Annotated in this window: 24 protein-coding genes and 1 pseudogene; 13 read left to right on the forward strand and 12 right to left on the reverse strand. The window is 75.0% G+C overall.

The features are described 5' to 3' along the window. Positions 1 to 107: 107 nt before the first annotated feature. The 3 genes from OG689_RS36985 to OG689_RS36995 all read right to left on the reverse strand — a co-directional run bounded on the left by OG689_RS36985 (position 108) and on the right by OG689_RS36995 (position 2,703). Entirely contained in the window at positions 108 to 1,097 is a 990-nt protein-coding gene (locus OG689_RS36985) for an NADPH:quinone oxidoreductase family protein (protein WP_266325750.1), read from the reverse strand. Further along, positions 1,094 to 1,852: an SDR family oxidoreductase gene (locus OG689_RS36990; RefSeq protein ID WP_323189394.1), complete on the reverse strand. Its 759-nt coding sequence runs from the start codon at positions 1,850 to 1,852 to the stop codon at positions 1,094 to 1,096. Before OG689_RS36990 ends, OG689_RS36985 begins: the two co-directional genes overlap by 4 nt. A 95-nt stretch (positions 1,853 to 1,947) precedes the next feature. After that, the gene (locus OG689_RS36995) at positions 1,948 to 2,703 is read right to left on the reverse strand and encodes an SDR family oxidoreductase (protein WP_266325752.1); all 756 of its coding nucleotides are present in this window, start codon (positions 2,701 to 2,703) and stop codon (positions 1,948 to 1,950) included. A 180-nt stretch (positions 2,704 to 2,883) separates the two neighbouring features. On the opposite strand from OG689_RS36995, the gene OG689_RS37000 reads away from it, so the two are divergent. After that, a complete protein-coding gene (locus OG689_RS37000) occupies positions 2,884 to 3,513 on the forward strand; it encodes a TetR/AcrR family transcriptional regulator (protein WP_266325753.1) in 630 nt (209 codons plus the stop codon). A gap of 100 nt (positions 3,514 to 3,613) precedes the next feature. On the opposite strand, the gene OG689_RS37005 is transcribed toward OG689_RS37000, so the two are convergent. Together OG689_RS37005 and OG689_RS37010 are read right to left on the reverse strand one after the other, a co-directional pair. Then, positions 3,614 to 4,543 (reverse strand): lysozyme, encoded by a 930-nt coding sequence (locus OG689_RS37005; protein WP_266325755.1) that lies wholly within the window; start codon positions 4,541 to 4,543, stop codon positions 3,614 to 3,616. Between the two features lie 301 nt (positions 4,544 to 4,844). Next, positions 4,845 to 5,729: a lysozyme gene (locus OG689_RS37010; RefSeq protein WP_266325757.1), complete on the reverse strand. Its 885-nt coding sequence runs from the start codon at positions 5,727 to 5,729 to the stop codon at positions 4,845 to 4,847. 336 nt (positions 5,730 to 6,065) lie between these two features. Between OG689_RS37010 and OG689_RS37015 the strand changes: the two genes are divergently transcribed. The 3 genes from OG689_RS37015 (at position 6,066) to OG689_RS37025 (ending at position 7,833) form a co-directional block, all read left to right on the forward strand. Then, positions 6,066 to 6,608, forward strand: a complete 543-nt coding sequence (locus tag OG689_RS37015; RefSeq protein WP_266325759.1) for an N-acetyltransferase — start codon at positions 6,066 to 6,068, stop codon at positions 6,606 to 6,608. Positions 6,609 to 6,972: 364 nt separating this feature from the next. Beyond that, the gene (locus OG689_RS37020) at positions 6,973 to 7,461 is read left to right on the forward strand and encodes a hypothetical protein (protein WP_266325761.1); all 489 of its coding nucleotides are present in this window, start codon (positions 6,973 to 6,975) and stop codon (positions 7,459 to 7,461) included. 99 nt (positions 7,462 to 7,560) lie between these two features. Next, positions 7,561 to 7,833: an SGNH hydrolase domain-containing protein gene (locus OG689_RS37025; RefSeq protein WP_323189395.1), complete on the forward strand. Its 273-nt coding sequence runs from the start codon at positions 7,561 to 7,563 to the stop codon at positions 7,831 to 7,833. A 160-nt stretch (positions 7,834 to 7,993) separates the two neighbouring features. On the opposite strand, the gene OG689_RS37030 is transcribed toward OG689_RS37025, so the two are convergent. After that, positions 7,994 to 8,668 carry a hypothetical protein gene (locus OG689_RS37030; protein ID WP_266325763.1) on the reverse strand — a complete coding sequence of 225 codons (675 nt, stop codon included), beginning with the start codon at positions 8,666 to 8,668 and terminating at the stop codon, positions 7,994 to 7,996. A gap of 207 nt (positions 8,669 to 8,875) precedes the next feature. Here OG689_RS37030 and OG689_RS37035 point away from each other — a divergent pair, with 207 nt between their 5' ends. The 3 genes from OG689_RS37035 (at position 8,876) to OG689_RS37045 (ending at position 11,147) form a co-directional block, all read left to right on the forward strand. Continuing rightward, positions 8,876 to 9,106, forward strand: a complete 231-nt coding sequence (locus tag OG689_RS37035; protein WP_073926835.1) for a hypothetical protein — start codon at positions 8,876 to 8,878, stop codon at positions 9,104 to 9,106. A gap of 150 nt (positions 9,107 to 9,256) precedes the next feature. Continuing rightward, positions 9,257 to 9,634, forward strand: coding sequence for a YrdB family protein (locus OG689_RS37040; protein WP_266325766.1), 378 nt, complete (start codon positions 9,257 to 9,259; stop codon positions 9,632 to 9,634). A gap of 79 nt (positions 9,635 to 9,713) precedes the next feature. Beyond that, positions 9,714 to 11,147: a hypothetical protein gene (locus OG689_RS37045; RefSeq protein WP_266325767.1), complete on the forward strand. Its 1,434-nt coding sequence runs from the start codon at positions 9,714 to 9,716 to the stop codon at positions 11,145 to 11,147. 73 nt (positions 11,148 to 11,220) lie between these two features. Here the strand turns inward: OG689_RS37045 and OG689_RS37050 are convergent, their stop codons facing one another. Then, entirely contained in the window at positions 11,221 to 13,392 is a 2,172-nt protein-coding gene (locus OG689_RS37050) for an AMP-binding protein (protein ID WP_266325769.1), read from the reverse strand. Between the two features lie 496 nt (positions 13,393 to 13,888). On the opposite strand from OG689_RS37050, the gene OG689_RS37055 reads away from it, so the two are divergent. The 4 genes from OG689_RS37055 to efeU all read left to right on the forward strand — a co-directional run bounded on the left by OG689_RS37055 (position 13,889) and on the right by efeU (position 18,546). Then, positions 13,889 to 14,710, forward strand: coding sequence for an ATP-binding cassette domain-containing protein (locus OG689_RS37055; RefSeq protein WP_266325771.1), 822 nt, complete (start codon positions 13,889 to 13,891; stop codon positions 14,708 to 14,710). 254 nt (positions 14,711 to 14,964) lie between these two features. Then, entirely contained in the window at positions 14,965 to 16,110 is a 1,146-nt protein-coding gene (gene efeO, locus OG689_RS37060; protein ID WP_266325773.1) for an iron uptake system protein EfeO, read from the forward strand. Positions 16,111 to 16,234: 124 nt separating this feature from the next. After that, on the forward strand, positions 16,235 to 17,575 hold the full coding sequence (gene efeB / locus OG689_RS37065; RefSeq protein WP_266325775.1) for an iron uptake transporter deferrochelatase/peroxidase subunit: 1,341 nt from the start codon (positions 16,235 to 16,237) through the stop codon (positions 17,573 to 17,575). Between the two features lie 86 nt (positions 17,576 to 17,661). After that, entirely contained in the window at positions 17,662 to 18,546 is an 885-nt protein-coding gene (efeU, locus tag OG689_RS37070) for an iron uptake transporter permease EfeU (RefSeq protein ID WP_266325777.1), read from the forward strand. Between the two features lie 64 nt (positions 18,547 to 18,610). On the opposite strand, the gene OG689_RS37075 is transcribed toward efeU, so the two are convergent. Next, the gene (locus OG689_RS37075) at positions 18,611 to 18,883 is read right to left on the reverse strand and encodes a hypothetical protein (protein WP_266325779.1); all 273 of its coding nucleotides are present in this window, start codon (positions 18,881 to 18,883) and stop codon (positions 18,611 to 18,613) included. 218 nt (positions 18,884 to 19,101) lie between these two features. Here OG689_RS37075 and OG689_RS37080 point away from each other — a divergent pair, with 218 nt between their 5' ends. Then, a complete protein-coding gene (locus OG689_RS37080) occupies positions 19,102 to 19,752 on the forward strand; it encodes an HNH endonuclease family protein (protein ID WP_266325781.1) in 651 nt (216 codons plus the stop codon). 394 nt (positions 19,753 to 20,146) lie between these two features. Beyond that, positions 20,147 to 22,117: a serine/threonine-protein kinase gene (locus tag OG689_RS37085; RefSeq protein ID WP_266325783.1), complete on the forward strand. Its 1,971-nt coding sequence runs from the start codon at positions 20,147 to 20,149 to the stop codon at positions 22,115 to 22,117. A gap of 124 nt (positions 22,118 to 22,241) precedes the next feature. On the opposite strand, the gene OG689_RS37090 is transcribed toward OG689_RS37085, so the two are convergent. From OG689_RS37090 to OG689_RS45070, 4 genes and pseudogenes are all read right to left on the reverse strand, one after another. Continuing rightward, positions 22,242 to 24,428, reverse strand: coding sequence for a restriction endonuclease (locus tag OG689_RS37090; RefSeq protein ID WP_266325785.1), 2,187 nt, complete (start codon positions 24,426 to 24,428; stop codon positions 22,242 to 22,244). 256 nt (positions 24,429 to 24,684) lie between these two features. Then, positions 24,685 to 24,984 (reverse strand): antibiotic biosynthesis monooxygenase, encoded by a 300-nt coding sequence (locus OG689_RS37095; protein WP_266325787.1) that lies wholly within the window; start codon positions 24,982 to 24,984, stop codon positions 24,685 to 24,687. A gap of 277 nt (positions 24,985 to 25,261) precedes the next feature. Next, the gene (locus OG689_RS37100; RefSeq protein WP_266325788.1) at positions 25,262 to 25,957 is read right to left on the reverse strand and encodes a DUF4232 domain-containing protein; all 696 of its coding nucleotides are present in this window, start codon (positions 25,955 to 25,957) and stop codon (positions 25,262 to 25,264) included. Between the two features lie 285 nt (positions 25,958 to 26,242). Then, positions 26,243 to 26,362: pseudogene (locus tag OG689_RS45070) on the reverse strand (DUF6192 family protein); the annotation flags it as partial. Between the last annotated feature and the right edge of the window lie 62 nt (positions 26,363 to 26,424).

The raw sequence follows: 26,424 nt of genomic DNA on the forward strand, positions 1-26,424 counted from the left end.
GCGCCCGTCCGGGCCTGCCCGGTCGGTCACCGAGCAACGACGACCCGGTCCGCGAGCACGACGACCCGGTCCGCGAGTACGACGACCCGGTCCGCGAGTACGACGACTCATTCCCCGAGGACGACGACCCGGCCGGTGCTGCGCCCGTCGGCGACCAGCTGGACGCCCGCCGCGGCCTTGGCCAGCGGGAGCCGGGCGCTCACCAGAGGGCGGACCACGCCCTGCTCGGCGAGCTTGGTGAGCTCCTCGTGGGCGGCCCGGACGGCCCTCGGGTCGCGGGTGTTGTAGAGGCCCCAGTGGAGTCCGAGGATCGAGTAGTTCTTCACCAGCGCGTGGTTGAGGGCGGGGGCGGGGATCTGCCCGGCGGCGAAGCCGACCACCACGATCCGGCCCTCGAAGGCGACGCACTTGGTGGAGCCGGTGTAGGCGTCGCCGCCCACCGGGTCGAACACGACGTCGGCGCCGAGACCGCCGGTGGCCTCCTTGACCACCGCGACGAAGTTCTCGGCCCGCCGGTCGACCACCAGATCGGCGCCGAGCTCCCGGGCCACCGCCGCCTTGTCGGCGCCGCCGACCACCCCGATCACCCGGGCGCCGGCCGCCTTGCCGAGCTGGACGGCCGCGCTGCCCACCCCGCCGGCGGCCGCGTGCACCAGCAGGGTCTCGCCGGGGCGCAGCGCGGCCCGGCGGTGCAGGGCGAACCACGCCGTCTGGTAGCCGATGTGCAGGGCGGCCGCCTCGGCGTCGTCCAGGGCGTCCGGGGCGCCGAACACCGCGGCGGCCTCCAGCAGGGCGTACTCGGCGAAGGCGCCGCCGGGCAGCACGGGGTTGCCGATCACCCGGTCGCCCGGGGCCAGGTCGCTCACGCCCTCGCCCAGGGCCTCGACCACGCCGCAGAGCTCGACGCCGGGGGTGAACGGCAGCGGCGGGCGCACCTGGTAGTGGCCGCGCACCATCAGGGCGTCGGGGAAGTTCACCGCCGCCGCGCGGACGCGCACCCGTACCTGACCCGGGCCGGGCTCGGGCCGGCCGGCCAGGTCACGCAGGCGCATCACCGCGCTCGGCTCGCCCAGTTCGTCGACCTGCCAGGCCCTCATGCGGCCCCACCCTTCTCCAGTGCGCGCTGCAGCTTGTTCATCCCGCCGAGCCAGCGGTCCGGCTCGGTGGCCCGGTGGGCGTAGTACTCGGCGACCTCGGGGTGCGGGAGGATCAGGAAGCGCTCCTCGCGCAGGCCGGCGAGTACCGCGCCGGCGACCTCCTCGGCCTCGATGGCGGTGGGGGCCAGCAGGATCTCGCCCATCGCGCCGGCGGAGGTCAGCATGTCGGTCCGCACGCCCTGCGGGCAGACCGCGTGCACCCGCAGGCCGCGGTGGCGGTAGGTGGCGGCGAGCCACTCGGCGAAGGCCAGCGCGCCGTGCTTGGAGACGGCGTACGGCGCGGAGCCGAGGCTGGTGAGCAGCCCGGCGGCCGAGACGGTGGCGACGAAGCGGCCGGAGCCGCGCTCCAGCCAGCGGGGGAGCAGCAGGTCGGCCGCCCGGACGTGGGCGAGCACGTTGACCTCCCAGGCCAGGGCCCAGGCGGCGGCCGGTGCGTCGGCGCCGCCGGTGGGGGCGACCCCGGCGTTGGCGCACCAGACGTCGATCTCGCCGAGCGCCTCGCGGGCCTGTCGGACCAGTGCGGCCAGGCCCTGTCCGCCCGCGGCGTCGCCCGGCACGGCGACGCCCCCGCACTCCTCGGCCACGGCCTCGGCGGCCTTCGGGTCGAGGTCGTTGACCACCACCTCGGCGCCCGCCGCGGCGAAGGCCCGGGCGAGGGCGGCGCCGATGCCCCGGCCGGCGCCGGTCACCACCACGCCCTGCCCGGTGAGGTCCCGGCCGTCGAGGCTCTGCCCGGTGAGATTCTGCCTGGTGGGATTCTGCCCGGCGGGCCGCTCCGGGGTGCCCGGGCTCACAGTCCGCCGCCGAGGGTCACGCCGCCGTCGACGACCACGGTCTGCCCGGTGATCCAGGCGGCGTCGGTGGAGAGCAGGAAGGCGACGGCGCCGGCGACGTCCTCCGGCAGCCCGAGCCGGCCGAGCGGGTAGGCGGCCGCGGCCTCCTCCTCGCGGCCCTCGTACAGGGCCTCGGCGAACTTCGTCTTGACCACGGCCGGGGCGACGGCGTTGACCCGGATCCGCGGGCCGAGATCGGCGGCCAGCTCCATGGTGAGGCGGATCAGGGCGGCCTTGCTGACGCCGTACATGCCGATGCCCGCGGAGGAGCGGATGCCGGCGATCGAGGCGACGTTGACCACCGAGCCGCCGTGCTCGCCCATCCAGGCGGCGTGGGCCCGGCGGGTCCAGGCCAGCGGGGCGAGCACGTTGACCGCGAGGATCTTCGCGGCGAGGGCTTCGTCGGTGCCGAGCACCGGGCCGTAGGCCGGGTTGATGCCGGTGTTGTTGACCAGGTGGTCGAGCCGTCCGAACGCCGCCATGGTGCGGCTGACGGCCTCCTCCTGGTGCGCGGGGTCGTCGGCCTTGCCGGCGACGCCGATGGCGACCTCCGGTCCGCCGAGGTCCTGGACGGCCTCGGCCAGCGCGTCGGCGCCCCGGGCCGTGACGCAGACCTTGGCGCCGCGGGCGACCAGCTCGCGTGCGATGCCGAGGCCGATCCCACGGCTGGCTCCGGTGACGACGGCCACCTGGCCCTTGAAGGAGTGCACCACTGAGGGTCCTTTCGCGTCCGGCGGGCCGGGGGGAGTGCGGCGTCCGCAGGGGGTGAGCGGTGTGGAACAGAAGTGACTAAGCGCTTGCTTAGCATGCTGTCGGTGCGAGACCCTGTCAACAGCCCCGGTGGCTCCGGGCCGGGCCGTGGGCCCGCAGCGCAGTTCTGGGAGGATGGCGCCATGACCAGCACGCCGATCGCCGACCTCTGGACCACGCTCCCCGGCGGAGCCGGGCCCCGCCCCGAGGCCGCGTACCGCCTGCTGGCCGCGGCCGTCGAGGCGTTCGCCGAGCGCGGGTACCACGCCACCACCACCCGCGACATCGCCACCGCGGCCGGGATGAGCCCCGCCGCGCTCTACATCCACTACCCGTCCAAGGCGGCGCTGCTCGCCGAGATCAGCCGGGCCGGCCACGCCGCCACCCTGGAGCTGGTCCGGGCCGCGGCCGGGGCCGACGGCGGACCGGTGGAGCGGATGCGCCGGCTCGTCGAGGACTTCACCAGCTGGCACGCCCGGGGCCGCACGGTGGGCCGGGTGGTCAACTACGAACTGCACGCCCTGCCCGCCGAGGACTACGCGGTGGTCGCCGGCCTGCGCCTGGACATCGAGCGTGAGGTCAGCGGGATCATCGAGGCCGGCCGGGTGGCCGGCCTCTTCGAGGTGGCCGAGGTGAAGACCGCCGCCCGGGCGGTCACCTCGCTCGGCATCGACGTCGCGCGCTGGTACACCGAGCGCAGCAGCGAGTCCCCGCAGGAGCTGGGCCGCCGCTACGGCGAGCTGGTGCTGCGGATGCTGGGCGCCCGGCTCTGACCGGCCCCCCGAGGCGTCGTCCGCGAGGCGTCGTCCGCGCAAGGGAGGGGCGGCCCGGCGGGTGGATCGCGCCGGGCCGCCCCTCCGTCACGGTCGGGGCTCAGCCCCTGGCGAGCGCCTGCAGCCGGTCGTACGCCCCGTTGAACCAGTTCTGGTCGCCGGGCACGGTGCCGGAGTCGGCGTACTGCCAGATCGTCTGGTAGCTCCAGCCGGCCGGCAGGGTGCCGACACTGCTCGCGTACCGGGCGACCCAGAGCGGGTTGGTGGCGCCGAAGCCGGCGTTGTTGCCGGTGCAGGTGCTCCACCAGTTGGTGGTGGTGTAGATCGTGGGGTAGCGGCCCGTCCGGCTGCGGACGGTGTTGCTGAAGTCCCGGATCCAGTTCACCATCGCGCTCTGGCTGAGCCCGTAGCAGGTCGCGCCGTACGGGTTGTACTCGATGTCCAGCGCCGGCGGCAGCGTCTTCCCGTCGCCCGACCAGCCGCCGCCGTGCCCGACGAACCAGTTCGCCTGGGCGGCTCCGCCGGAGACGTTGGGCAGCGCGAAGTGGTACGCGCCGCGGATCAGGCCGGCGTTGTAGGAGCCGTTGTACTGCTGGGTGAAGTACGGGTTGGTGTAGGTGGTGCCCTCGGTGGCCTTCACGTAGGCGAACCGGGCGCCGTTCGCCGCCGCCGTGCTCCAGGCGACGTTGCCCTGGTAGCTGGAGACGTCCATGCCCTTGGTCTGGGCGACCAGTGACTGTGCGTCGGGCAGGCCGGCTCTCCCCTCGTGGGCGGCGACGGTCGAGCCGGCGAAGTCCTGGTCGGGGTGCAGGACGGGCGCGGGCCGCGCCGCCTGCGCCGGGGCGGCCCCGCCGGCCAGCAGGGCGCCGGCGGCGAGCGCTGCGGCGGCCAGCCGCGGCAGGCGCCGGGTACGGGCGCCGGCGCCTGCCGCGCGGTCGGCCGGACCGGTGGGTGCGGTCGGTGCGGGGGCGGTGGGGAGCGGTGCGGTGCCGGTGCTGACGGTGCGGGCGGAGCGGGAAGTGCTGTGCATGAACACTCCTCTGGTCCTGGGCATGGTCGTGTACGGACCGCACGGTGTCCGCGCGGTTGCCGCTACGAGAGTAGCCATGTACCCGCCACGGTGGTGAGAGGTCTGCCGAGAGTTCGCCGGAGCTTCCCTCGAGTTCCGCCTGCCGCGCCGTCCACCGAGGCGGCGGGCGGTCTACGGGCGTAGGGCGCCCGCTCGATCGCGGGCCTGCTCAGGGCCGGTCCGGTCGGTCCGGGGACCGGCCGTCGTCGTCGCCGTGGCCGTCGCCGCCCGCCGGGCGACCACCGTCGCTCCGCTACCGGCTTCAGCCGTTGGCGAGCGCCTGCACGCGGTCGTACGGGCCGTTGAACCAGTCCTGGTCGCCCGGGAGGGAGCCCGAATCGGCGTACTGCCAGATGGTCTGGAAGCCCCAGCCGGCCGGCAGCGTGCCGACACTGCTCGCGTACCGGGCGACCCAGAGCGGGTTGGTGGCGCCGAAGCCGGCGTTGTTGCCGGTGCAGCTGCTCCACCAGGCGGTGGTCGTGTAGATCAGCGGGTAGCGGCTCGTCCGGTCGTGGACGGTGTCGCTGAACTCCCGGATCCAGTCCACCATCGCGCTCTGGCTGAGGCCGTAGCAGTCGGCACCGTACGGGTTGTACTCGATGTCCAGCGCCGGCGGCAGGGTCAGGCCGTCGGGCGTCCAGCCGCCCCCGTGGTCGACGAAGAAGTTCGCCTGCGCGGCCGCGCCGGAGAGGTTCGGCAGCGCGAAGTGGTACGCCCCGCGGACCACGCCGGCCAGGAAGGAGCCGCCGCTCTGTGCGTAGAAGTACGGATTGAGGTAGGTGGTGCCCTCGGTGGCCTTCAGGTACGCGAACTGGGCGCCGTTGGACACCGCCGCGTTCCAGTTCACGTCGCCCTGGTAGCTGGAGACGTCCATCCCCTGCGTCTGGACGGCCCGCGGACGGGCCACCGGACTGTTCGACCTCCCCTCGTGGGCGGCCACCGTCGAGCCGGCGTGGTCCAGGTCGGGGTGCAGGATGATCGGCAGTGGCCGGCTGGGCTGCGCCTGGGCCGGGGCGGTCGCGCCGCCCAGCAGCGCGCCGGCCGCGAGGGCGGCCGCGGCCACCCGCGGTAAGCGCCGCGAGCGGGCCGGCCGGGTGCCGGGCGGGCGGGCTGCGACTGCGCGGGCGGCGCGGGACGTACGGGGCATGAACACTCCTCGGTGCCGGGGCGCGCGGGATTCGCGCGCCCGCTCGGAAGGAGCTGGAGGGGTACCCGCCCCCGGCGGGCGGTACCCGTGAACACACCTGAACGGCGGCCAGGTTCCCCCCGCCCGGCGCAGTACCCGCCGGGGCCGCGTCGGAGCCCGGGTCGGGGCCCGTCCGGCTGCCCGTCCTGTCCTCGGCCGACTGCCCGTCCGGGCTCCGGCCGGCCGCCGGTCCGGCCACTGACCGACTGCCCGTCCGGCCTCGTCAGGGCCTGTGGCACGATGCCGGGAGGCCGGTGCCCGAGCTGGTCTTCGCGCACGACGAAAGGACGGTGCACCGTGGCACCCGAGCAGTCCGACGACCGAACCGTGTTCCGCCCGGCCGTCCCGGCCGATGTGCCGGTGCTGGTCGAGCTGGTCGAGTCGGCCTACCGCGGCGACGCCAGCCGGGCCGGCTGGACCACCGAGGCCGACCTGCTGGACGGCCGGCGGACCGACGCGGACGGCGTCGCCGCGGTGATCGGCAAGCCGGACAGCGTGCTGCTGGTGACCGAGCGGGCGGGCCAGGTCCTGGCCTGCTGCCAGCTCGAACACCGAGGCGACCGCGCCTACTTCGGCATGTTCTCGGTCCGGCCGGGCCTGCAGGGCGGTGGGATCGGCCGGGCGGTGCTCGCCGAGGCCGAGCGGATCGCCCGCGAGGACTGGGGGGTCGCCGCGCTGGAGATGACGGTGATCGAGCAGCGCGCCGAGCTGATCGCCTGGTACGAGCGCCGCGGCTTCAGCCGGACCGGGATCTACTCGCCGTTCCCGTACGGCGACGAGCGCTTCGGCATCCCGCGGCGGCCGGATCTACGGTTCGAGACGCTGACCAAGACTCTCTGAACCGGAGCCTCCGGATCGGATCCCCTGATCGGGAGCCCAGACCGCGCGGGCTTCCGGTCGGGAGCCCTGCGCCGCTCCGGGGAGGGCTGCGGGACGATCCGCACCCGGCCCCTCCGCCGTCCGTCCGCCGTCCGTCCGCCGGTCTGTTCGTCGGGCCCTTGTGCGGGCGGCGGCCGGCTGGTCCGGTGGCCGTGGATGTCTGCGCGAACGTGCACCGGGTGAGCGGTCAGGTGGTGACACAGCGTCAAACCCGCTGGCGGGCAAGGGGGTGCGGTTCATGCCTTGTTCATGAATGGTCTAGGCCAATGTGAGAGGGTGGGGCCCTACGGCACAGTTCCGTTCAAGCCCAGGGGGGCACGTCCGCATGCCCGTACTCCATGGCACCGCCATGCCCGCGACCGATCCCGGCCGCGCGAAGGACCACCGACCCGGGCGACACGCACCCGAGGAACACGCACCCGAGGACCATGTACCCGAGGACCGCGCGCCGGAGCGCCGAGCACCCGGCGCCGGCGTCGAGACCGGCCGCCGTCGGGAGCCCACCCGGCAGCCCGGGGCCGTCCGCCTGCCCGCCCCGCCCGACGACCAGGAGCTCTACTGGTATTTCGGCCCGCAGCGCCGCTGGGTCCCGCTGCTCGCGACCCTCTCCTACGCCGGCGCCACCGTGACGCTCGGCCTCTTCGCCCTGCGCCACCCCTTGCTCTGGCCCTTCCTGCTGCTGCTCGTGCTGAACGCCGCGACCTGGACGCTGTCCCTCGGCGACGGGCAGCGCCAGCGCCGCTACACCCGGGACTCGCACGACCTGCTGCTACCGGATCCAATCGCAGTGCGCCGGGCTTCAGCCCGGTGGTGAAGCGATTCTGAGTGGTGCTCCGACCGGGGTCGGAGCACCTCGCGCGGTGGTGCTCCGACCGGGGTCGGAGCACCTCGCGCGCCGTGGATCCCGACCTGCCTGGCCGCCTCCGACGGGCGTTCGGACGCCTGCTTCTTCCCGCGCGGCTCGGCCTTCGAGCCCGACCCGCTGCTGGCGGGCGGCCTCGCGGCGCGGTACGGCATCCGGGTGCTGGACGTCGGTCCGGTGCTCTGCCCGGGCACCGGCCCCGACTGCCCGGCCGTCCTCCAGGGCGTACTGCTCTACCGGGACAGCGGGCACATCACCAACACCCTGGCGTCGGTCCTGTCGCCCCGGCTGGAGCGGGGACTGGGCGGTCTGCTGCCGAACTGACGGTACGGCGGCCGGGCCGGGCCGGGTCGAGCTGGGCGGCGGCGGGCCGCAGGCTGCTGGGCCTCGAGCGCTGGGCCCCGAGCGCCGGGCCCCGGCCCCGAATCCTGGGCGCAGCGCCTCGGGCCGTCGGTGTACCGGCCGCCGTACGTCGGGTGGTCCGTCAACCGCCGTACAGGCCCCGGCACATCGCGGCCTGCTGCGAACCGGGCGGCCACTGCCCGAGCTGCTCGGCCTTCGCGCAGAGCGACTGGGCGGCGGGCGGCGCCGGCCCGGGCGCCGGAGCCGGCTGCGGGGCGGGTGCCCGGGAGGCCTTGGGCCGGGCCGGGCGGTGCGGCCCCGTGCCGCCCGCGCCGGCCGACCTGTCAGCGCTTTCGGCGCCCTCGGCGGGGGAGTCCGCCGCGGGCGGTTCGGCCTCGGGCTCGGTGGCCGCGCCCTCCTGAGCGGCGCCGTCCTGGGGGGTCGGGGCCGCCGCCGGCTCGGCGACGGGAGCCGGGGCCGGCGCGGGCGCCGGGGTCGGCAGCGCGCCCCAGGGCGGTGGCGGCAGCGGTGCGGGGCTCGACCCGGTCGGGCCGGTGGAGGGCCCCGACAGCCGGGCGGGCCCGTCACCGCCGCCCTGCGCGCCCGGGGCGCACATCACCAGGACGGCTGCCATCACCGCCAGCACCCCGGAGGTGGGCAGCGCCACCAGCCACCGGCGCCGGACCCGGGCCGGCTCCGCCGCGGCCGGCCACCCCGGCGGTTCCTCCCGGCGCTGCTCGGGCAGCTGGTCCTGCCCCCGCCCGTACTCCGGGGCGTACTGCCGGCCGGGTTGCCCGTCGTACCGCCGGTCGTCCATCGCGTTCGTCCTCCCGTGCGGGCCCGCGCGGCCCGTCGCGCTGTTCAACGAGCGCGGGACGTGCCGGACATGACCGGTCGACGACGGACCGGGCGCCGGTGTCGGCGGGGCGGCGGACGGCGGGCCCGAGGCGGGTCGGGACGCCGGCGGAGTCCGAACGGGTGCGGGCCGCGTGCGGAGCCCCGCTGTCCGCCACATCCTTGACCCATGAGCACCGACACCCCCCTGAAACCGCTGGTCGAGATCGCCGGATTCCGGACCGACAGCCGCTACCGGCTGGTCCACTTCGAGGGCGCCGGCTGGGAGCCGCTCGCGCCCGAGGAGTTCGAGCCCCGTCTGCACCAGCTCTTCCCCGACCTCGACCCGCACGACCCGGCCCGGGTGCACTGGGAGGACCGCCCCTGGGAGTGGCCCGCCTGGCGCCCCGGTGAGGCCTGATCCGCCCGGCCCGGCCCGCCGTCCGGAGCCGCCGTCCGAGGGCAACGCCCTGAGCCGACAAGTCGGTTGCGGCGGCGGCCCGCGGCTGTCAGACTCCCGCCTGGGGCGGCGGGCCGCCGCCCGACGAGCCCTCGGGAAGGCGGACCGGACGTGCGGACAGCCAGCCCCGGACCAGTCGGTGGACGGACCTGGACGCCGGTCACCGTCGTCAACTCGGGGGTGGCCTTCGCCCTGGAGATGGGACTGCTGGCCGCGCTCTGCTACTGGGGGATCCGGACGGGTGGCAACCTCCCCGTGAAGATCCTGCTCGCGGTCGGTGCGCCGGCGCTCGCCGCCACCGTCTGGGGGCTGTTCCTGGCGGCCGGCGGGCCGACGTTCCCGCTGCCGACCGCCGCCACGATCGCGCTCAAGCTGCTGGTGCTCGGTACCGCCCCGCTCGCGCTGGCCGCCACCGGGCACCCCGTGCTGGCCTGGGTCTTCGGCGGTCTCACCGTGGTGTCCGTCGCGGTGGAGTACACCGTCCACTGACCCCGTCCCGGTCGCCTGCCCGTCGCTGATTCCGCCGGTCCGCCTGCCGGACCGAGGTGCGGGGCTCTAGGCTCGGGGGATGGGGGAGCAGCGGGACGGTTGGCGGGACGCCTGGGCGGGCGGCCGTCCGGCCGTGCACATCGGCAACGTGGCGGACTTCAACGCGCAGTTCCTCCCGCCCGGCCTGGACGCCGGCCAGGTCGAGCGACGCCGGAGCCAGGGCCACCACTACGCGTCGATGGCGGTCGGTTACAGCCCCGAACCCGCGGTGATCCTGCTGCCGCACCACGTCGAGGGCGCCTGGATCGACCTGCTGGCGGCGGAGTTGGCGTGGGGGCGGGTCGAGCTCCACAGCGGGCTGGCCACCAGCGCCGACACCGGCCTCGGCATGGCCGACGCGCTCCGGGCGCGGCCCGCGCTGCTGGCCCGGATCGCCGCCGCCGGGCATCCGCTGCTGCCCTGGGGCCTGACGGCCGGTTTGCTCGACCTGTTCGACCCCGTAGCCGGCCCCGCCACCCCGGGCCCCGCCACCCCGGGCCCAGGCCCCGCCGGTCCGGCTGCCCCCGGCGGGGCGGCGGCGCTGGCGGTCACCCGGCGCTACGAGTCCAAGGCGGCCTCGCACCAGCTGTTCACGGCGATCGCGCCCGCCCACCCCGGGATCCTCGTCCCACGACAGGAGCACCCGGACGGCCCGCGCCGGGCGGCCCGCCGGATCGCCGCCCGGGCCGCACGCGGCGCGACCACCGTGCTGAAGTCGCCGCACGGCGTGGGCGGTTACGGCACCACCGTGGTGACACCGCGCCAGGTGGCCGAGGCCGGCGGGGCCAGCGCGCTGCTGCGCGGGCTCATCGCCGAGGAGGTGCTCGCCCCGGGTGGTGGCCTGCTGCTGGAGGAGTACATCGACGGCGCCGGCCGACTGCGCGACCTCACCTTCGACGCTGTGATCGGCCCGGACGGCGCCGTCCACCCGGTCGGTGTCGGGGTGATGGCCGTCGACGGGACGCACTACCAGGGCGTGACCGTCGGCCCGGGTCTGGTGCCCGCCGGCCCGGCCCGGGCGGCCGAGGCGTTCGGGCTGGAGGTGGGCCGCGCGCTCGCGGCCGAGGGCTACCGGGGCTGGTTCGACGTCGACTTCGTCACCGACCGCGCCCTGCAGCTGGCCCCGACCGAGATCAACCTGCGGCTGACCGGCCCGGCGGTCGCCTTCGTCCTGAAGGCGCGGCTGGACGACGTCCGCGGTCCGGGCCACCTGGTGCGGACCCTGGACGGGCTGCCGCTCGGCGCCAGGCTCTCCCAGCAGACGCTCTTCGACCACGTCGAAGGGCTGCGGGCGCGCTGCGGGCGGCTCGGGGTGGCCCTGCTGCCGCTGGTGCCGACCGCGAGCTACCAGGAGCTGCCCTCGGTCGGGCTCGCGCTCGCCGCCCGGGACACCGACTCGCTGGACGCGGCGGAGTCCCTCGTCCGGGCCGCCGACCAGGCCCTCGGCGGCCTCTTCGACGCCCTGGCCCGGTAGCCGGCGCGAGCGGCCGGCCGTGATGCCCTGGCCCGGTAGCCGGCGCGAGCCCCGGCGGGACGGCCGGCCGCTCTCAGCCCTTCGGGTGGCGCGCCGGCCAAGCGCGCCAGGTGACGAATCGGACCAGGACCAGCGCCGCGAGCATCAGCGTCACGTTGAAGGTGTAGACCAGGGCGACCTGCCGGGGCCAGTCGGTCGCCCGGCTCGTCCGGTAGAGGTTGTCCTGCGGCCACCAGGAGGCGAGCAGCCAGACCAGGGAGAGGTGGGCCGCCGTCGTGAGCGCCCGTGGCCGGCCCAGCCGGCGGACCGCAGGCCGGCCGCCGAGCAGGACGACCACACCCGCACCGAACGACAGGCACTCGAAGAAGTGGAGCAGCCGGAGCAGGCCCGACCAGGGGGACGGGATGCCGCTCACATCGGTCGAACCGGGGAACAGGACGAAGGTCGCCAGGGTCGCGATGAGGCCGACGGCCAGCGCCAGGCAGGACCCGGCCAGCCATTGCCCGCCCGGGGAGGGCAGCTCGCCGCTGCCCGGGCGCCCGCCGGCCTTGCCGCCGGCGCCCTTCGCCGACCGGCCGCCCTTCACCGACCGGGGGCCCGGTAGCAGCGGGCCGGCGGCGTGGTCGGCGGGCGCCGGCAGCGGCAGCGCCCGCCGGTCGGGCTTGCCGGCCCGGGTCCGGGGCAGGGACGGCAGCAGCACGACCGCCGCCGGCAGCTGGGCGACGGGCAGCCGCTCGCGCAGGTACGCGGACAGTGTCCAGCTGTCGGCGCCTTCGTCGGACGCGACCACGTACGCCACCAGGGCCCGTCGCCCGGGGGCGGTTTCGACCTCGGCCACCACGCACTGCGCGACCCCCGGGTGACCGCCGAGGACCGCTTCGGCCTCGGCTGCCGCCGCGGCGCGGGCCGGGTCCGCGAAACCGTCGGCGCGGCCGACGAATTCGAGCAGGCCGTCCGGGCGCAGCCGGCCGAGGTCGCCGGTGAGGTGGATCCGGCCGTCCGGGTCGAAGTCGACGGTGCGGAAGCGCTCGGCGGTCGGGCCCGGCCGGCCCAGGTAGCCGGGGCCGACCCCGGGCCCGCCGACGGCGATCTCGCCGGGCACCGGTCCGTGCCCGGGCGGCAGCGGCCTGCCGTCCGGCCCGAGCACGTACAGCCGGGTGCCGGGGAACGGTACGCCGATCAGTGACCGGCGGCGCGGGGCGCCGCCGGCGTCGTCCGTGCCGCGGGTGTGAAGGTCACCGGCGTCCGGGCCGGCCGGGTCGAGGCCGCGGGCGTCGAAGTACGCGCTGTCCACGCACGCCTCCGCCGTGCCGTACACGTTGAGCAGCCGGACCTCCGGGCCGAGCAGCGCCTGCAGCGCCAACTGCTCGTCGAGGTACCACTTGTCGGCGCCGACCGTCAGCAGCCGCACGCCCGGCAGGCCGGGACTCCCGGGGGTCGAGCCCAGGTGGGCGTGCAGGCGCCGGGCGTTGTGGAGGTTGAGCTCCAGGACGGTGACGCCCTCGGCGAGCGCCAGTGCGGCCAGCTCGGCGATGCCCGCGGTGCGGTCCAGGGTGAAGTTGCGCCGGGCCATCACCAGCGTGGCACCGGAGCAGAGGGCGCGTACCCAGTCGCCGGTGAAGACGTCGAACTCCAGGGTGGCGCTCTGCAGGATCCGGTCGGCGGGGGAGAGCCCGTAGACCTGCTGCCAGGCCCGGCAGGCGGCGATCAGCGAGCGGTGCTCGATCATCGCGCCCTTGGACTCCCCGGTCGAGCCGGAGGTGAAGACCACACAGGCCAGGCCCGCGCCGGCGACGGGCGGGAGCGGCTCGGCGGGGCAGGTGTCGATCGCGCCCGCGGCCGAGTCCAGGCAGACCACGGCCCCCGCCGTGGCGTCGGCCAGCCGCACCCGGTGGCTCTCGTGCGTCACCAGCACCGCGGGGGCGGCCTCGGTGAGGATCCGCCGCAGCAGCGGGTCCGGGCTGCTCGGCTCCAGCGGCAGGTACGCGGCGCCGGCCTTGAGCACCGCGAGAATCGCCACCAGGATGTCCGGGCCGCGTCCCGTCGACACGGCGGCGAGCCCGCCCGGCGCGAGCCCGGACGCCCTCAGGTGGTGGGAGAGCCGGTTCGCCCGGGCGTCCAACTCGCCGTATGTCAGCCACTGGTCGCCGCAGCGGACGGCCACCGCGTCGGGCGCCCGTCGGGCGTGCGCCTCGAAGAGGTGATGAACGCCGGTGGCCCCGGCCGAGCCCTCGCCAAGTCCCACGCCCGGATCGACGCCCGGTCCCGCGGTCGTCCCTCGGCCGCTCCCCTCCTCCGATGCCGCGAGGCCCGTCCCGCCCGCTCCGGCCTCGCCCGCTCCGGTCCCGCGTGTTCCGTCGCCGTCGATCCCATCAGTGCCCACGTTCGATCCCCCTCCGTGTCCCGCGCCGCGCGCCCCGCCTCGCGACTGCCCTGATACTGCCCGCCGCCAAGGCCCCGCACCAGGCGAACGCCTCGGCCGACGGCCGCGGCCGCCGGGGCGCACCCCCGGGATCGGGCGGCTCCTCCGCCCGCCCGCCCCCCGCCGGCTGCGGGCCCACCGCCCCGCGGCCGGGCGGGCTTGCTAGTCTGCACGCGGACGACCGGCCCCGAGCCGCGCGTGGCCGCCACACCCTGGCCCGCCCGCGCGCGACAGCTCTGACGTACCGTCACCATGCCGCTCCGGCGGGCCTGCCGTCGTCCGGTGTCCCGGAAGTCCGCCCGCCCAGGAGTGCATCCCGATGAGCCTGTCCGCATCCCCGCTGTCCGACGGCCCGCTGCTGCGCACCCGGGAGGTGGACGTGGTGCGCGACGGGCGCCATCTGCTGCGCGGGATCTCGCTGACCGTCGAACCCGGCGAGCACTGGGCGCTGCTCGGCGCCAACGGCGCGGGCAAGAGCACCCTGCTCGCCCTGCTCGGCGCCGTGTCGCACCCCACCCGGGGCGAGGTCGACGTGCTGGGCCGGCGGCTCGGCCGGGTGGACATCCGGGACCTGCGCGCCTACCTCGGGCACGTCAACCCGCGGCACCCGCTGCGCTCGCCGCTGACCGTTCGGGAGGTCGTCCTCACCGGCCTGGGCAACAGCATCGAGCCGGACCTGCAGAAGCTGCCGACCCCCGCCGAGCAGGCCCGGGCCGACCAGGTGATGGACACCCTCGGCGTCGCCGCGATGGCCGGGGCCACCTGGCCGACCCTCTCCCAGGGCGAGCGCGGCCGGACTCTGATCGCCCGGGCGCTGATGCCCAGCCCGCGCCTGCTGCTGCTCGACGAGCCCGCCACCGGGCTGGACCTGACGGCCCGGGAGCAACTCCTCGACAGCCTCGACCTGCTGCGCCAGCAGCACCCCGAACTGGCCAGTGTGCTGGTGACCCACCACCTGGAGGAGCTGCCGGAGAGCACCACGCACGCCCTGCTGCTGCGGGACGGCGAGTGTGTCGCCGCCGGCAAGGTCGACGACGTCATCACCACGGAGCTGATCAGCGCCTGCTTCGCGCACCCCATCAGGATCACCCGCCACGACGGCCGGTGGACGGCCCGCGCGGCGGCCCGCCGGGTCGGCTGAGGGTCGTGGAGCGCGGCGGCGGCCCGGGCGGGGCCGGCGGTGGGGCCCGGACGGCCCTTGCCGCCACGAGTCCTGCACAGCGGTGCTCGTCTCACCGGCGTGTCCGCATGTCGGAGAGATGGGGGCTGGTGTAGACGGACAAATCGATGTTCCCTAAGGTATGCCTCAGCTAAGTCGAGGGGGCCCCGGTGCCACCGGTTCCGCTTCCTCGGCCTCGCCCTGCCCTCTTACGCCTGTCTTCCCGTGGAGCACTCATGTCCGCCCGTCGTTCGACCGCAGCCTCGCTGCTCACCCTCGCCGTCGCGGCGGCCGTGCTGACCGGTTGCTCGCAGATGAAGGACGACAAGTCGTCCGCCGACGCCGTGCAGGTGACCGCCTCGGACAGCGCGTGCGAGGTGTCGCGGACGTCGTTCCCGGCCGGACACGTCAGCATCGAGGTCCAGAACAAGGGCTCGAAGTCCACCGAGGTCTACGTCTACGCCGCGGGCGACAAGATCGTCACCGAGCGCGAGAACATCGGCCCCGGCACCAAGGCGACCATCGCCGCGGAGATCAAGGCCGGCGAGTACGAGGTCGCCTGCAAGCCGGGCATGGTCGGCGACGGCATCCGCCAGAAGATCACCGTCACCGGTGACGCCTCCACCGCGGCCGGCGCGACCGACCCCCGGCTGACCACCGCCGTCGACTCCTACCGCAAGTACGCCCAGGAGCAGGCCGACGCGACGATCCCGGTGGTGCAGCAGTTCGCCGATGCCGTCAAGGCGGGCGACCTGGCGAAGGCCAAGTCGCTGTTCGCGGCCTCGCGGGTGGGCTGGGAGCGTACCGAGCCGGTGGCCGAGAGCTTCGGCGACATCGACCCGAAGACCGACACCCGTGAGGACGGCCTGGAGGCCGGCCAGGAGTGGACCGGCTGGCACAAGCTGGAGAAGTCGCTCTGGGCCGACGGTGCGATCACCGACGCCGACAAGAAGCTCGCCGACCAGCTGGTGGCGGACCTGAAGGACTGGCAGACCAAGGTCGCCACCGCCGAGATCACCGCGACCAGCATGGCGAACGGCGCCAAGGAGCTGCTTGACGAGGTCGCCACGGGGAAGGTGACGGGCGAGGAGGACCGCTACAGCCACACCGACCTGTCCGACTTCGCCGCCAACGTCGAGGGCGCCAAGTACGCCTACGAGCTGTTGAAGCCCGTCGCCGCCGAGAAGGACGCCGAGCTCTCCAAGACCCTGGACGGCGAGTTCGCCGCGCTGCAGACCCTGCTGGCGAAGTACAAGCAGGCCGACGCCACCTACACCTCGTACGACAAGGTCACCGAGACCGAGCGCAAGGCCTTCTCGGACGCCGTCAACGCGCTGGCCGAGCCGCTCTCCAAGCTCGCCGCCGCCGTCGTCGTCAAGTAGTCCCGGACCTCCCGGCCGGCCGGACCTCCGGCAGGCCCGTTCCCCCACCCTCCACCACACCGCCGTGGCGGCCCCAGCGGCCGCCACGGCATCCGTGAGTCAGCACAGAGAAGGGCCGCCCGTCATGGACGCCGAGAGCGCGCAGCCGTCGGAGCAGTCGACCGGACAGCAGTCGAGCGGGCATCAGCCCGCCGGAGCAGCACAGGGCGAAGGGGTCAAGGCTGCCCCGCTCAGTCGTCGTGCGGTGATCGGTTGGGCCGGTGCCGGGGTGGCGATCGGTGCGGCGGGTGTGGGTTCGGTGGCGGCGGCCACGATGGACGGGAAGGGTGCTCCGGCGTCGGCTCCGGTCGTGGGTGCGGAGGTCCCTTTCTACGGTGAGCATCAGTCGGGTATCGCGACGCCGGTGCAGGACCGGTTGCATTTTGCGGCGTTCGACGTGTCGGCGACCGCGACCCGTGAGTCGTTGGTGCGGGTGTTGAAGGAGTGGACGAAGGCCGCGGCGGCGATGACGGGTGGTCGTGAGGTGGGGTCGGGTGCGGCGAGTGGTCTGCCGCAGGCGCCGCCGGACGACACGGGTGAGGCGTTGGGTCTGCCGGCGTCGCGGTTGACGTTGACGATCGGGTTCGGTCCGTCGTTGTTCGAGAAGGACGGGGTGGACCGGTTCGGTCTGAAGGCCCGGCGTCCGGAGGCGTTGATCGACCTGCCGAAGTTCCCGCACGACAACCTGGACCCGGCGCGCAGTGGTGGTGATCTGTGTGTGCAGGCGTGTGCGGACGATCCGCAGGTGGCGGTGCACGCGATCCGTAACCTGGCCCGGATCGGGATGGGTGTGGTGAACGTCCGTTGGTCGCAGTTGGGGTTCGGGAAGACGTCGTCGACGACGCCGGAGGCGCAGACGCCGCGGAACCTGATGGGGTTCAAGGACGGGACGCACAACATCGCGGGGACGGACGCGGCGGCGTTGGCGGATCATGTGTGGGCGGGGCCGGGTGAGGGGCCGGAGTGGATGACCGGTGGGTCGTACCTGGTGGCGCGGCGGATCCGGATGCACATCGAGACGTGGGACCGTACTCCGTTGAAGGAGCAGGAGGACATCTTCGGTCGGAGCAAGGGTGAGGGTGCGCCGTTCGGGAAGCTGAAGGAGCGGGACGCGCCGGATCTGAAGGCGATGCCGGAGGATTCGCATGTGCGGTTGGCGCATCCGGACAGCAACGACGGGTTGATGATCCTGCGTCGGGGGTTCTCGTTCACGGACGGTACGGACGGTCTGGGTCGGTTGGAGGCGGGGTTGTTCTTCCTGGCCTACCAGCGGGACACCCGTAAGGCGTTCGTGCCGTTGCAGCAGCGGTTGGCGGGCAGTGACGCGTTGAACGAGTACATCCAGCATGTGGGTTCCGCCCATTTCGCCTGCCCGGCGGGCGTCCGCAAGCCCGGTGAGTGGTGGGGCCAGGCCCTCTTCGGCTGAGGCCCACCCGTCCGACACCACCCGCCCGACCCCACCCGTCCGACATCACCCACCCGTACCATCTCCCCACCCCACAGGAGCCCCGCGTGTTCGGCAACTACCTGATCGGCCTGCGCGAAGGCCTCGAAGCCAGCCTGGTCGTCTGCATCCTGATCGCCTACCTGGTCAAGACCGGCCGCAAGGACAAGCTGGCCCCCGTCTGGACCGGTGTCGGCGCCGCCGTCGGGCTCAGCATGGCGTTCGGGGCGCTCCTGCAGTTCGGCTCCACCCAGCTCACCTTCGAGGCCCAGGAGGCGCTCGGTGGAAGCCTCTCGGTGATCGCCGTCGGCCTGGTCACCTGGATGGTGTTCTGGATGCGCCGCACCGCCCGGCACCTCAAGACGGAGCTGCACGGCAAGCTGGACGCGGCGATCGCGATGGGCACCTTCGCCCTGGTCACCACCGCCTTCCTGGCCGTCGGCCGGGAGGGGCTGGAGACCGCGCTGTTCATCTGGTCGGCCGTCCAGGCCACCAACGACGGCTGGAACCCGCTGATCGGCGCGGCCCTCGGCCTGCTCACCTCGGTGGTGCTCGGCTGGCTGTTCTACCGCGGCGCACTGAAGATCAACCTGGCCAAGTTCTTCACCTGGACGGGCGCCATGCTGGTGGTCGTCGCGGCCGGCGTGCTCGCCTACGGGGTGCACGACCTGCAGGAGGCCGGCTGGATCCCCGGTCTGCACAGCCAGGCCTTCGACATCTCCAGCACCATCCCCAAGGACAGCTGGTACGGCACGCTGCTCAAGGGCGTGTTCAACTTCCAGCCCGACCCGACGGTCCTGCAGCTCGCCGTCTGGGCCGCCTACCTCGTCCCGACCCTGGCGATCTTCCTCGGGGTGTTCAGCCGCCTCTCCGCCAAGTCCGGCGCTCCCGCCCTCGCCCCCACCCCCGCCCCGGCGGCGGAGGGCTCCGGCAAGGCCGGGTCGGCCGCCTGACCCGGCCACCGTCCGTACCATCCTCGCGCCCCGCCCGGCCAACGCCGCGCGGGGCGCGCCGCGTTCACCGCCGGTAGCCCGCCAGCACGATCAGGAACACCACGAAGGCGACCAGGCCCAGCAGCCACCCCAGCCCGTTGTACTCCGTACGGAAGCCGCCCGCGCCGTGCTCCGCCGCCAGATGCTCCCGGGCACTGTCGTGGGCGAAGGCCCGGACCCGGCGCCGGTGCCCGCAGGTGTCGCAGACCAGGTGGCGGACCTGCGCCGGCCCGGTCGTCACCCGCATCGAGTGCCGGTGACCGGCCTCGTCCTCGCCGTCGATCCTGCTGGTCTCCATCGCCGCACCGCCCTCTCCCCGCACCGCCCTCTCCCCGTGCCGGAATCCTCGCACGCGCCCGTCCGGGGCGGGCCCGACGGGGGCTCTTTGTTGACCAGCTGTCAAAAATTAACCTCCCAGGTCTACCCGCGTAAACCCCCTGGGCGCCAAGCTGGTTGTCCACCCGGGCGGAAGCCGCCCCGGGCGCTTCCGCCTGCCCTCACCCCTGGGAGATCAGCATGCCCGAGATACGCTCGTTCCGCCGTGCCCTGACCGCCGCCGTCGGCGCCCTGCTGCTCGCCGTCACCACCCTGCTGGTCGGCGCGGGCAGCGCCCAGGCCGCCCTCCCCACCCCGGTCTCCGGTGCCACCGCCCGCAGCTACCTGGCCTCGCTCACCGTCGCCGCCGAGGCCCACGCCGACACCTACGACCGGGCGCTGTTCCCGCACTGGATCACCATCTCCGGCACCTGCAATACCCGTGAGACCGTCCTCAAGCGGGACGGCAGCAACGTGGTCACCGACTCCGCCTGTGCCTCCGTCAGCGGCAACTGGACCTCCGCCTACGACAACGTGACCACCACCAGCGCGTCCAGCTTCGACATCGACCACCTGATCCCGCTGGCCGAGGCCTGGCGCTCGGGCGCCTGGGCCTGGACCACCGCCCAGCGCCAGGCCCTCGCCAACGACCTGACCCGCCCCCAGCTGATCGCCGTCTCCGCCTCCTCCAACCGCAGCAAGGGCGACCAGGACCCGGCGCACTGGCTGCCGCAGACCTCCTACCGCTGCGTCTACTCCCGGGCCTGGGTCCAGGTGAAGTACTACTACGGCCTGACGGTCGACAGCGCCGAGAAGACCGCCCTCACCTCGCTGCTCAGCGGCTGCGCCTGAGCCCGCACGCCTGACCGGGGGCCGCGCCCGGCCCCTCCGAGGGGCTCCCGGTGTGGTCCATGGGCCCCGGGGTGCGCGACCGCCCGTCCTCGTGACGGCGGCCGCACCCCGGGGCCCACGCGCGCCTTGGGCCCGATGCCCGGGCGGTCGTACGGTCCGCCCCCGACCGACGCCCCCCTCGGCGGACGGTCGCTCCTCGACGGCGAAGTGGTCCGAGCAGCGCCGTAACTGACACCTTGCCCGTCCACGGTCACCCGGTGCCCGATACCGTGTCCCGTGCGTGCGCGACGGCGCCGCCGCAGCGGTGGGCTCCCAGGGCGGTCCTGGCGGGGCGGGCCCGGCGAGGGTCGGGGGAGGCCCGGGAACGGGCCGGGGACGAGAGGGAGAGAACGGCATGAGCGGTGGGGGGACCGTGCTCGGGGGGCGCTACCGGCTGGTCGAGCGGATCGGCGGCGGGGGCATGGGCTCGGTGTGGCGGGCCGAGGACGAGGTGCTCGGACGCCAGGTCGCGGTGAAGGTGCTCCATCAGGCGCTGTTCGAGGAGGGGACGTTCGCGGCCCGCTTCAAGCGCGAGGCCCAGCTGCTGGCGGCGTTGCGGCACCCGGGGATCGTGGACGTCCACGACTACGGCGAGAGCGCCGGGGAGTCCGGCGAGCGGGCGGCCTTCATCGTGATGGAGCTGGTCGAGGGCCGGCCGCTGAACGAGGTGCTCACCGAGGCCGGGCCGATGGAGGCGGAGCGGGTGCTGGGGCTCCTCGCCTCGGCGCTGGACGCGCTGGAGGCCGCCCACCGGCAGGGCATCGTGCACCGGGATCTCAAGCCCTCGAATCTGATGCTGCGGGGGGACGACCGGCTGACGGTGACGGATTTCGGTATCGCGCGGGCCCTGGCGAGCAGCCGGATCACCGCCTCGCACACCGTGCTGGGGACGGCGTTGTACATGGCGCCGGAGCAGGCGGAGGGCGCGGCGACCACGCCGGCCTCGGACCTGTACTCGATCGGCGTGGTCTGCTACGAACTGCTCACCGGCGAGCCGCCGTTCCTGGGGGAGAGCGTGCTGGAGGTCGCGCTGAAGCACATCCGGGACCCGGCCCCGGAGCTCCCCGCCGAGTTCCCGCCGGCGGTGCGGGAGCTGGTGGCGACGGCGTTGGCGAAGCGCCCGGCGGACCGCTTCGCGGACGCCGCGGCGATGGCGGCCGCGGCCCGCGCCGCGGTGGCCGACGGTGCGGCGGCCGCGGCACCGACGGCCCGGGTGCCGGCCGTGCCCGCGCCCGCGGCCGGGCCCGTACTTGCGGTGGTCGACGACGTGCCGGTGGCGAAGGACGGGCCCGCGGCCGAAGCGTCCGACGAGCCCGGGCCGGCCCGGGATGTGCCGGTCCGGGATGCACCGGCCCAGGCGGCTCCGGGCAAGCCCGCGCCGGGTGCGGCGCCTCCGGGTGAGGCGGGGCCGCGCGCCGCCACCGAGCCGACCGCGCGCCGTTCGCGGCGCCGGCTGCTGGTGCCCTTCATCGTCCCGGTGATCATCACCGCCGGTACGGGTACCGTCCTGCTCATCGACCGCCCCTCGTACCGGGCCGACGCGACCACGCCGGGCCCGCAGCAGCCCGTCCCGGTGTCCGCGGCCGCGGCCGGTCCGGCGGGAGGGGGCACGGCGCCCGCCACCGGGACGCCCGGACCGGCACCCACGGAGGCCACCGCACCGGACACCGCCGCCCCGACCACCGCCGGGGCCGGCGCAGCGGGTACCGGCGCGCTGCCGGGCGGTCAGCCGCCGAACGCCGCCGGCGGTGCGGCCGGCGGCGGCGGCGCGGCGGGCGGTGCGGCAGCGGCCGGCGGTACGAGCGGCCAGGGCACGCCCTCGCACGGCGGGACGGCCGCGACCGCGCCCGGCCCGTCGGCGCCGCCCGCCCCCGCCACCCGGCCCGCGCCGGCTCCCAGCAGCGCGGCGCCGGCCCCCGCCGTGCCGCAGGGCTGCGGCGGCACCGACTGGGGTGCCATCGTCAACGTGGGCGACGGCCTCAAGATCGGCCTGGCCAAGGACGGACCGGCCGCCGGCACCGCCGCGGTGATGGGCGGATACACCGCCTACGGCTGGGTGCACTCCGTGCCGAGCAGCTGGCACCACTTCAACCCGTGCAACATGAACGCCCCCGAGTTCGTGCAGACCACGGACGGGAAGGCGGCGCTCTCCGACGGGTTCAGCTTCCTGGCCAACTGGAAGGTGGACCCGGCCACCACGAGCGGCGCCGTCCTGCTCAAGGACTACATGGGCTCCAAGTGCCTGACCGACAACGGCGCGGGGAACCAGCTCACGATGGCCACCTGCACCCCTGGCAACAAGGCCCAGGAGTGGCGGATCCCGTAGGCCCCGGCCGCTGCCCGCTGCCCGCTGCCCGCTGTCCTCCGTTGCCCGCTCCCCGTTGCCCGTTGCCCGCGATCCGCGCGGTCCGGCTCCGCCCTGGCGGAGCCGGACCGCCGCCGCTAAGGCGTCACTCGACGGAGACGCCCCAGCGGGCCGCCAGGCCGGCGAGCCCGCCCGGAACCGGGTCCGGCGCGGCCTCGAAATGCCAGCCGCCGGCGGCGGTGCGGCGGATCGCACCCACCGTCATCGCGGTGTCGGCGATCCCCGCGGTGCCGCCCGCCCAGCGCTCCGGGCCGTCGGCCGCGGACCCCAGGGCCGCCTGCACCGCCAGCCCGTGGACGTAGCCGAGCGGGAGCGCGGGCGGCGTCTCCTCCTCGGTCGAGACGGCGATCACCACCTGCTCCACACCCGGTGCGAGCCGGGCCAGGTCGATGCTGAGGGCCGCGCCCCGGGCCGGCTGGCCCGCCACCGAGTGCGTGGGGTGCAGGCGCACCGCGCCGTCCGGGTCCTGCGGGTTGTTGAAGAAGACGAAGTGCTCGTCGCTGAGCACCCGGCCGGAGGCGCAGAGGAACGCCGACACGTCCAGTTCGACCGGGTCCCCGCCGACCGTCCGGCTCTGCCAGCTGATCTCCAGCCGGACGGCGCCGCCCGGCTCCGCCGAGGAGCCGCCCGATTCCGCCGCACCCGGTGCCGCTGCCGCGGCGGCTGCCGGGCCGGTGCCCGGCCGGCCCTGCGGCGCCGGGCCGAGCCGGCCGCGCAACCCCTGCTCGGCGAGCAATTCCACCAGTTCCGGGCCGGTGACCAGGCTGAGCGGCTTGTTGCGGATGTAGTCGTACGAGCCGGGCCCGAAGCCGGCCGTGGTGACCAGGATGCCCTTGATCGCGCCGTGGTGGCGGACGGTGCTGTCCAAGTCCCGTACGGCGGTGGGCGAGACCGTCGAGCGGTAGCGCTTGGCCTGGATGACGATCCGGCCGCCGGTCACCGGGTCGAGGTCCTCGGCGACCACGTCGACCCCGGCGTCGCCGCTGCGGGCGGTGGTCATCACCCGGTACCCGCGGGCCCGGAACAGCTCCGCGATCAGTTCCTCGAACTCGATCGGGTCCATCTCGAAGAGGTCCGGCTCGTCCTCCCCGCCCTGCCCGGCGAGGCTGCCGCCGACGGTCTGCGGGAGCCGGTCCGGCTTCACCTCGTCCAGCCGTTCCGGCCGGGCCGAGAGCCTGCCGCCCAGGCCCAGCAGGCATTCCACGGCCGCGACCCGGTCCAGCGAGAGCGCCGAGAACTCGGCCCGTGACACCGTCACCGTCAGCAGGAACCGCTCCGCCTCCCGCCCGGTCGCCGGGTCGATGCCGCGGACGAAGCCGTTCAGCACCACCGAGCCGAGCAGCCCGTCGGCGTCCGCCCGGAACAGCTCGGTGACCACCCTCAGTCCGCTCTGCGCCAGCACCTCCCGGTACAGCGCCTTGCGTTCGGTGGCGGGCCGGGCCACCTCGGCCTCCCGGTCGTCCGACTTCACGTACCGCACCCGGGCGGCGCCCGGCACCACGTCGGTGCCCGGCAGCTCCCAGTTCACCACCAGCTCGCGGCTGGAGGCCTCCCAGGCCGCGACCAGATTGTGCGGGAACCCCTCCGGCCAGCGCGCCGAGGCGTACAGCACCGCGGTGAAGTACTCCTGTACGGCCTCCGCCTCCCCGCCGCGCAGCCGCTCCAGCAACTCCCGGGTGCGGGAGCCGCGTTCCTCGTCCTGGCGGCGGTGGTCGGCGACCCACGCCAGATACTGCCCGTGGTACTCGCCGAGCCGGCGCTGCCGGTCGGCCTCGGCGGCCTGGGCCGCGTACCAGTCCTGTTCGAAGCGGGCGCGGGCCTGGGCGAGGTACTCCTCGTACTGCCGGCGGATCGCCGGGTCACGGGACTGCACGGCGTCCGGCGGCTGCACCTGGTACTGCGCCTGGTCGGGCATCGGCACCGGCACCCCCAGCCGGCCCGGCTCGAACGGCGGCACCTGGCCCGGCGTCAGCAGGGCCGCCGGACGGAACGCCGGCTGCGCCAGCCCGGTCCGCAGCACCTCGCGCAACTCCGCCACCCGGGAGTCCAGTTCGGCCGTCTGTCGGGTCGCCTCGGCCTCCCGGGACTGCTGGTACGCACGCAGCGCCTCCCGCTCCCCACGCGCCGCCGACCGCTGCGACTCCCGCGCCTCACGTTCCTGCCGGCGCTGCTCGGCGGCCTGCGCCCGCCACTGGGCCTCCTCACGGCGCTGCTGCTGCCGCTGCGCCTCCGCCCAGACCGCCAGCACTCCGTTGTTCCGCCGCCCCGCCACGTCCACCCCTTCGGTCCACGGCCGCCTGCGCCGCGTCCGGCCGCCCGGCCGCGGTTCGACCGCGCGGCAACAATAGAACGTGGACGGGTGGATCACCCAAGCGGCGGTCGGGGACGGTCCGGAGCAGGGTGCTCCGGGTGGTCGTGCCGCCCGCGTGGGCGGGCTCCGGGACGGGGTACGCGGACGGGCCCGGCGGCGCTCACGCCCGCCGGGCCCGTCGGAGCGGCAGGTGTGCCGCCCGCGCCTCGGCGCCGCGTCAGGGGAGCTTGCTCGCCAGCACGTCGACCTTCCGGATGTCCGGGGGCGAGGCCAGGTGGGTGGCCGCGACGGACATCAGCGCCTCGGCGATCCGGCCCCGCAGGTGGGCGTCGCGGCCCCGGTCGTCGGCGAAGGTGTCGAAGATCCCGAACGTGGTGTCGCTCTCGCGGAACGCGAACCAGGTGACCGTCCCGCTCTCCTGCCGGGCCAACTCCAGGGCGTCCCGCAGCATCGTCGCCACGGCGTCGGCGTACTCGGGCCTGGCTTCGATCCTGGCGAGCAGTGCGACCTCACTCATCGGGCTCTCTCCTCATCTCGTCGCGGGCCCGCCCCTCACCCGCCGACTCCCGCGGCGCGGTGCGGCCGGTGCGGGGGCGTCGGTGGGGGACGCCGGCGGGGGGCCGTCGGTGGATGACGTCGGTGGATGACGTCGGTGGGGCGGTGAACGTCACCAGCGCACCACGGGCCCGGCGCCGGGCCGCCCCGGACATGCCGCCCGCGGTCGGCAACCACCGGAACGGCCCCGCGCCGGTGCGGGGCCGGGCGCGGACCGGGCGACTCGACGGCCGGGCGGTCTAGCCGTTGGCGCCGGGGACTCCCTGGAAGGGCTGCACCGAGAGCTTCCCGCAGATGTTCAGGGTGTTGCTGTCGACGCCGCCGGTCACCTTGACCTGCTTGGCCTGGGTCTCGTCCGGCAGGATCACCTGGACCTTGCCGGCGGTCACCCCGCAGACCCGGCGCCCGGACGGCGAGCCCTCGGGGTTGACGTTGCTGAACTGCAGGTTGGCGTTGGCGATCTGCTTCGGCTTGAGCGTCACCGCGGTCGCCGGGAAGCCGGTGTCGCGGTCGGCGGTCAGCGGCGTGGCGGTCCGCCCGGCGTCGTCGGCGACCTGGATCCCGGGGAACCCGGTCAGCGTGCAGGTCCGGGTCGAGACGTTCACCACGTGCAGCGACGCGTAGGCGGGCTGCTTGTCGTCGGCGAGCAGGTCCGGGCCGAGCACGCTCAGCTCCAGGTCGGCGACGGTGCACCGGGTGCCGGCCGGCGCCGCGGACCCGGACGTCCGCGGGGCCGTCGACGCGTCACCCGCCGGCTTGCCCGCGGCGGCGCCGGCGGACGTGGCGGACGCCGAGGGTGCGGCCGCGCCGCCGGCCGGGGCCCCGGCGGCGGGGGGAGCCGCGGCCGGCCCCTGGTTCCCGCTGTCGCACGCGGTGAGGGCGAGCCCGGCGGTGAGCACGGCGGCGACGGCGAACGGAACTCGGCGGACGTGCATGAGTTCTCCTCCCGGAGAGGACTGCAGGGCTCCGGCGAGCCCTGAACGATGATGTCGGTGCGGAGGACACGTGATCATCGGCAGTCGGTTGCGGCCGGCGGGCAGCGACGGCCCGTCCGGGCAGCGGGAGGTGTCCTTTCGGGCAAAGGGGCAGGGCAAGGCAGGGCTGCGCGGTGCAGCGCGGTGCAGGGCTGGGGCAGTGGCCCGGGGCCGATCTCCGGGGACGTCGGCGACCAGGTCGTGGATCGCCTCGATCTTCTCCTGCACCGTCACCGGAGTCTCGCCGTGCCGGCCCGGCACCCGCTTTGCCGAATCCGGCGTTCACCGGCTGGAGCCCGTGCGCTCGAACAGCGGCGGGGCCAGGATCGTCTCGAAGCGCCGGTCCTCGTCGACCGCCGCCAGGATCTTGTGAACCGTGTGTGAGACCCTTGCCCGCCGGTGCTCGGCCGGCCAGCGCGACGACGTCC

Source organism: Kitasatospora sp. NBC_00240 (assembly GCF_026342405.1).
Classification (GTDB): Bacteria; Actinomycetota; Actinomycetes; order Streptomycetales; family Streptomycetaceae; genus Kitasatospora.